The 3537-nt window shown below is 65.2% G+C and carries 3 protein-coding genes; 2 read left to right on the top strand and 1 reads right to left on the bottom strand.

The features are described from left to right. Positions 1 to 627: 627 nt before the first annotated feature. Positions 628 to 1200, bottom strand: coding sequence for a hypothetical protein (locus NU1_RS39825; RefSeq protein WP_245720524.1), 573 nt, complete (start codon positions 1198 to 1200; stop codon positions 628 to 630). A gap of 272 nt (positions 1201 to 1472) precedes the next feature. On the opposite strand from NU1_RS39825, the gene NU1_RS39820 reads away from it, so the two are divergent. After that, on the top strand, positions 1473 to 1907 hold the full coding sequence (locus NU1_RS39820; protein ID WP_067529721.1) for a hypothetical protein: 435 nt from the start codon (positions 1473 to 1475) through the stop codon (positions 1905 to 1907). 325 nt (positions 1908 to 2232) lie between these two features. Beyond that, on the top strand, positions 2233 to 3537 hold a 1305-nt coding region (locus tag NU1_RS39815; RefSeq protein WP_157553673.1), incomplete at its 3' end, for a DEAD/DEAH box helicase.

The raw sequence follows: 3537 nt of genomic DNA, 5'->3' as shown, positions 1-3537 counted from the left end.
TGGGCCACGATCAAACTCGGTGCTGATTCGGCTCATCCTGGCCGGACCGGCTGGCAACCTCCTCGCACGATCGACCGCGCACGGCGACCACGCGTGAACCTGCGCCACCACCCCGAACGAGTCCTGTCGGGCATGCTCTCCCGCCACCGCACCGACCGCACCCGCGACCGCGCAGCGGAGCCAACCCACCCGTAACCACACATCACCCGTAACCACACATCACCCGTAACCACACATCACCCGTAACCACACACCACCCGCGTCCGCGCGACCGGCCCGCGATCGCGCAGCGGAGCACCCCCGCGCGTAACCACGCGCCCCGATCGGCCAACCCTGATCGGTGACCGAACAGGGGATTTCCTCCCAGCGCGACAACAGTTTCCACACATGGCTCTTCATCAAAATCTCGAAATCAGCATCCGTGCAGTCCCCCGGCTGGAACGCAAGACCACGGCTCCCAAGTCGCGTCAGCGAAGGTCAGGAAAGACACCCAACGCAACCACACTTCATGCTCTTCATCTTTTAATCTTGCCAGCGAACCGCGACCCCCGAACGGATCTGGTTTCCAACACCACCACCTCCCCCGAACAAGCACCAACTCCCCCTCAACATCGCCCGCCGATCCCCTCACGCAAGGATGAAGGTCAACATCAAACTGACCTGCCCCCCATCACGCCACCACGAGTACCCGAACCACACCCCCGGCGTAACTTCACGGATCTCGTCATAAACCTGCGGAGTCGGCGAGGGAGCATAGTTCAAAACCCAGGTCGGCCGACCATCCATCAGAGCCGGACCAGAGTAGACATCAGCGGGCCAGCCCTCGATACCCGCGCCGGTAAGGCGGTTCATAAGGAATCCGCCTTCCGGACCGGTGTAGAAGGTTTTGCCGATCCACAGCGCCGGAGCCCACCCCTGCATTTCCGGCGGCCGGGCCACCCATCCGTCCTTGACCCCCATCGGCACGTTCCCGCCCGGTGCATCGAGGAATATCGCGTCCTGCTGTGCTGGGCTGCAACGGAATCGGAGTGAGTCGATTGTTGCGGCTCGATCGTTGGTGAAAAGTACGCAGCCGCCGTAGTCGGTATCTGCGTTCGCGGAGGGCATGGCCATCGGGCTGAGAACGAGGACTGCTGCCATGGCGAGGGGAGCGAGCCACCCGCCGCGGGCGAATCGGATGCATTCTCGGCGTATACGCACTGCTGCCTCCACATGGTCACCCCAACCCGCCAGCAATATTAGTTCGCCAATAGTTAACTAGATTTTGTCTAGAGCTGATTGAAACCAGACAGCAACCTCTTCGCATCCGGCCATACAGCAGCGCCAGACATCACCGCGCGTGCCCTCGACGCCACGTATATGAGTGTCTGCCACGCTTCGGCGTGCGGCGAATGACCATCGACGACATCGCGAGCACCATGGGCGTCTCGCGATCGGCGGTCTATCAGTAAGTCGGCAGCAAATATGATGCTGTGCGTCAGCTGGCGCAACGATCGCATGCGCAGGCATTCGGCCGAGCCGAGGCGGCGGCGGTTTCGGACAGTCCGGTCGCCGACCGGATTCGTGGCGTGAGCTGTTCGTCACCGGGATCACCGCGCTGCTCGACGGACTCCGCACCGAATCCCGCGTCGCTCGGTAACCGCAAATCCACACATCGATTTCAGCGGCTCCGGCGATCGGCATGGTCGTCGCATCCGGATCCGAGGCCCATCCCGGTCGGGGGCACCGTCCCGCACTTCCCCGGTTCGCGGGAGTACCTGCTCCTCGAAATCACTCAGGCACAGCTGGTCGATCCGAATCTCGCTCCGACCCAGCCCGATCTGGGCGTACTCGGCATCACCGGACTGACCGCCTGGCGCGCCACTTCGACGATGTCGGCTGCGATCACCTCGACGCCGCCCTGGTGACCATGAATCGCTCGGGGCGAATCGCCCTGTGCGGCGGGCATCGATAATGCCGTCGAGGCCCTCCTAGCCATGACGCGCGGCACCAATACCGCCGAGATATTGGCGCATCTGACCTGGTAGGACCAACTAGAGGGCAACGTCACCGCGACTCGATACCGCTAAACCGCCGAACCTCGGCTATGGTTATCGACGGCGAGTATCGATCTTGCATACTCCTCTCCGTCGTGGATGTCTTCTCTTCGCGTCGGGCCACCCAGCACCTGCGGGCGACTTTCCCGCACCGCTGCGGTTCACTCTGATGCTCGAAAGGCACCCCGAACCCCTTATGACAACTAATTCATCGAGCCCTGCCACGTCCTTCGCCGACCTCGGCGTTCGCAAGCAGTTGGTCGATTCCCTGGCAGCGAGCGGCCTGACCACGGCGTTCCCCATCCAGGAAGCCACGCTGGCCGACACCCTCGCCGGTCGCGACGTCCTGGCCCGCGGTAAGACGGGCAGCGGTAAGACGCTGGCCTTCTCCATCCCAATGGTCGACCGGCTGGCCGGTGGTGCCGGCGGCACCCGCAAGACCAGCCAGCCGATCGGGCTGGTGCTGGCCCCGACCCGTGAGCTCGCGTCGCAGATCGCCGCCGCGCTCGAGCCGATGGCCGCCGCCTGCAAATTGAAGGTGACCACCGTCTTCGGTGGTGTCCCGCAGAACCGGCAGGCCCGGGAGCTGAAGACCGCCGACATCGTGGTCGCCTGCCCCGGCCGTCTCGAGGACCTCATGAAGCAGCGCCTCGTCTCGCTGGATTCCGTGCGGATCACCGTGCTCGACGAGGCCGACCATATGGCCGACCTCGGGTTCCTGCCAGGCGTCACCCGCATCCTGGCAGCGACGCCCGCCGACGGCCAGCGCCTGCTGTTCTCCGCCACCCTGGACAACGGGGTGAACAAGCTGGTGAACCGCTTTATGCGGAATCCGTTGTCGCACAGCGTCGACGAGGCCAACTCCCCCGTCGCGGCGATGACGCACCACATCTTCGAGGTCAATGGCGCGGATGCCAAGCGCGACCTCATCAACACTCTCGCCTCCGGCACCGGCCGCCGAATCCTGTTCATGCGCACCAAACATCACGCGCGTCGACTGGCCAAGCAGCTGACCACCGCGGGCATTCCGGCCACCGACCTGCACGGCAACCTGTCGCAGGCCGCCCGTGACCGCAACCTGGCCGCGTTCGCCGACGGCAGTATCAAGGTCCTCGTCGCTACCGATATCGCCGCCCGCGGCGTACACGTCGATGACGTCGAACTGGTCGTCCACGTCGACCCGCCCGCCGAACACAAGGCGTACCTGCACCGTTCGGGCCGCACCGCCCGCGCCGGCAGCGCCGGCGATGTGGTGACCGTGGTCCTGCCGGAGCAGCGTCGCGATGTGGCCGTACTGCTGCGCAAGGCCGGTATCGGCGCCAAGCCCCAGCAGGTGACCGCGCATTCCGCCCAGGTGAAGACCTTGGTCGGCGATATCGCGCCGTTCGTCACTCCCCGTCCGGAATCCGCTGCCTCCGAGCGTCGCGACCAGCGCGACCAGCGTGGCGGCGGCAGCCGACAGGGCGGCCGCAACCCGCGTGGCGCGGGTTACGGCGGCGCG

The sequence above is a fragment of the Nocardia uniformis NBRC 13702 genome (assembly GCF_001613345.1).
Lineage (GTDB): Bacteria > Actinomycetota > Actinomycetes > Mycobacteriales > Mycobacteriaceae > Nocardia > Nocardia uniformis.
Note: the sequence above shows the minus strand (reverse complement) of the source record. Positions and strands in the feature narration are given on the sequence as shown.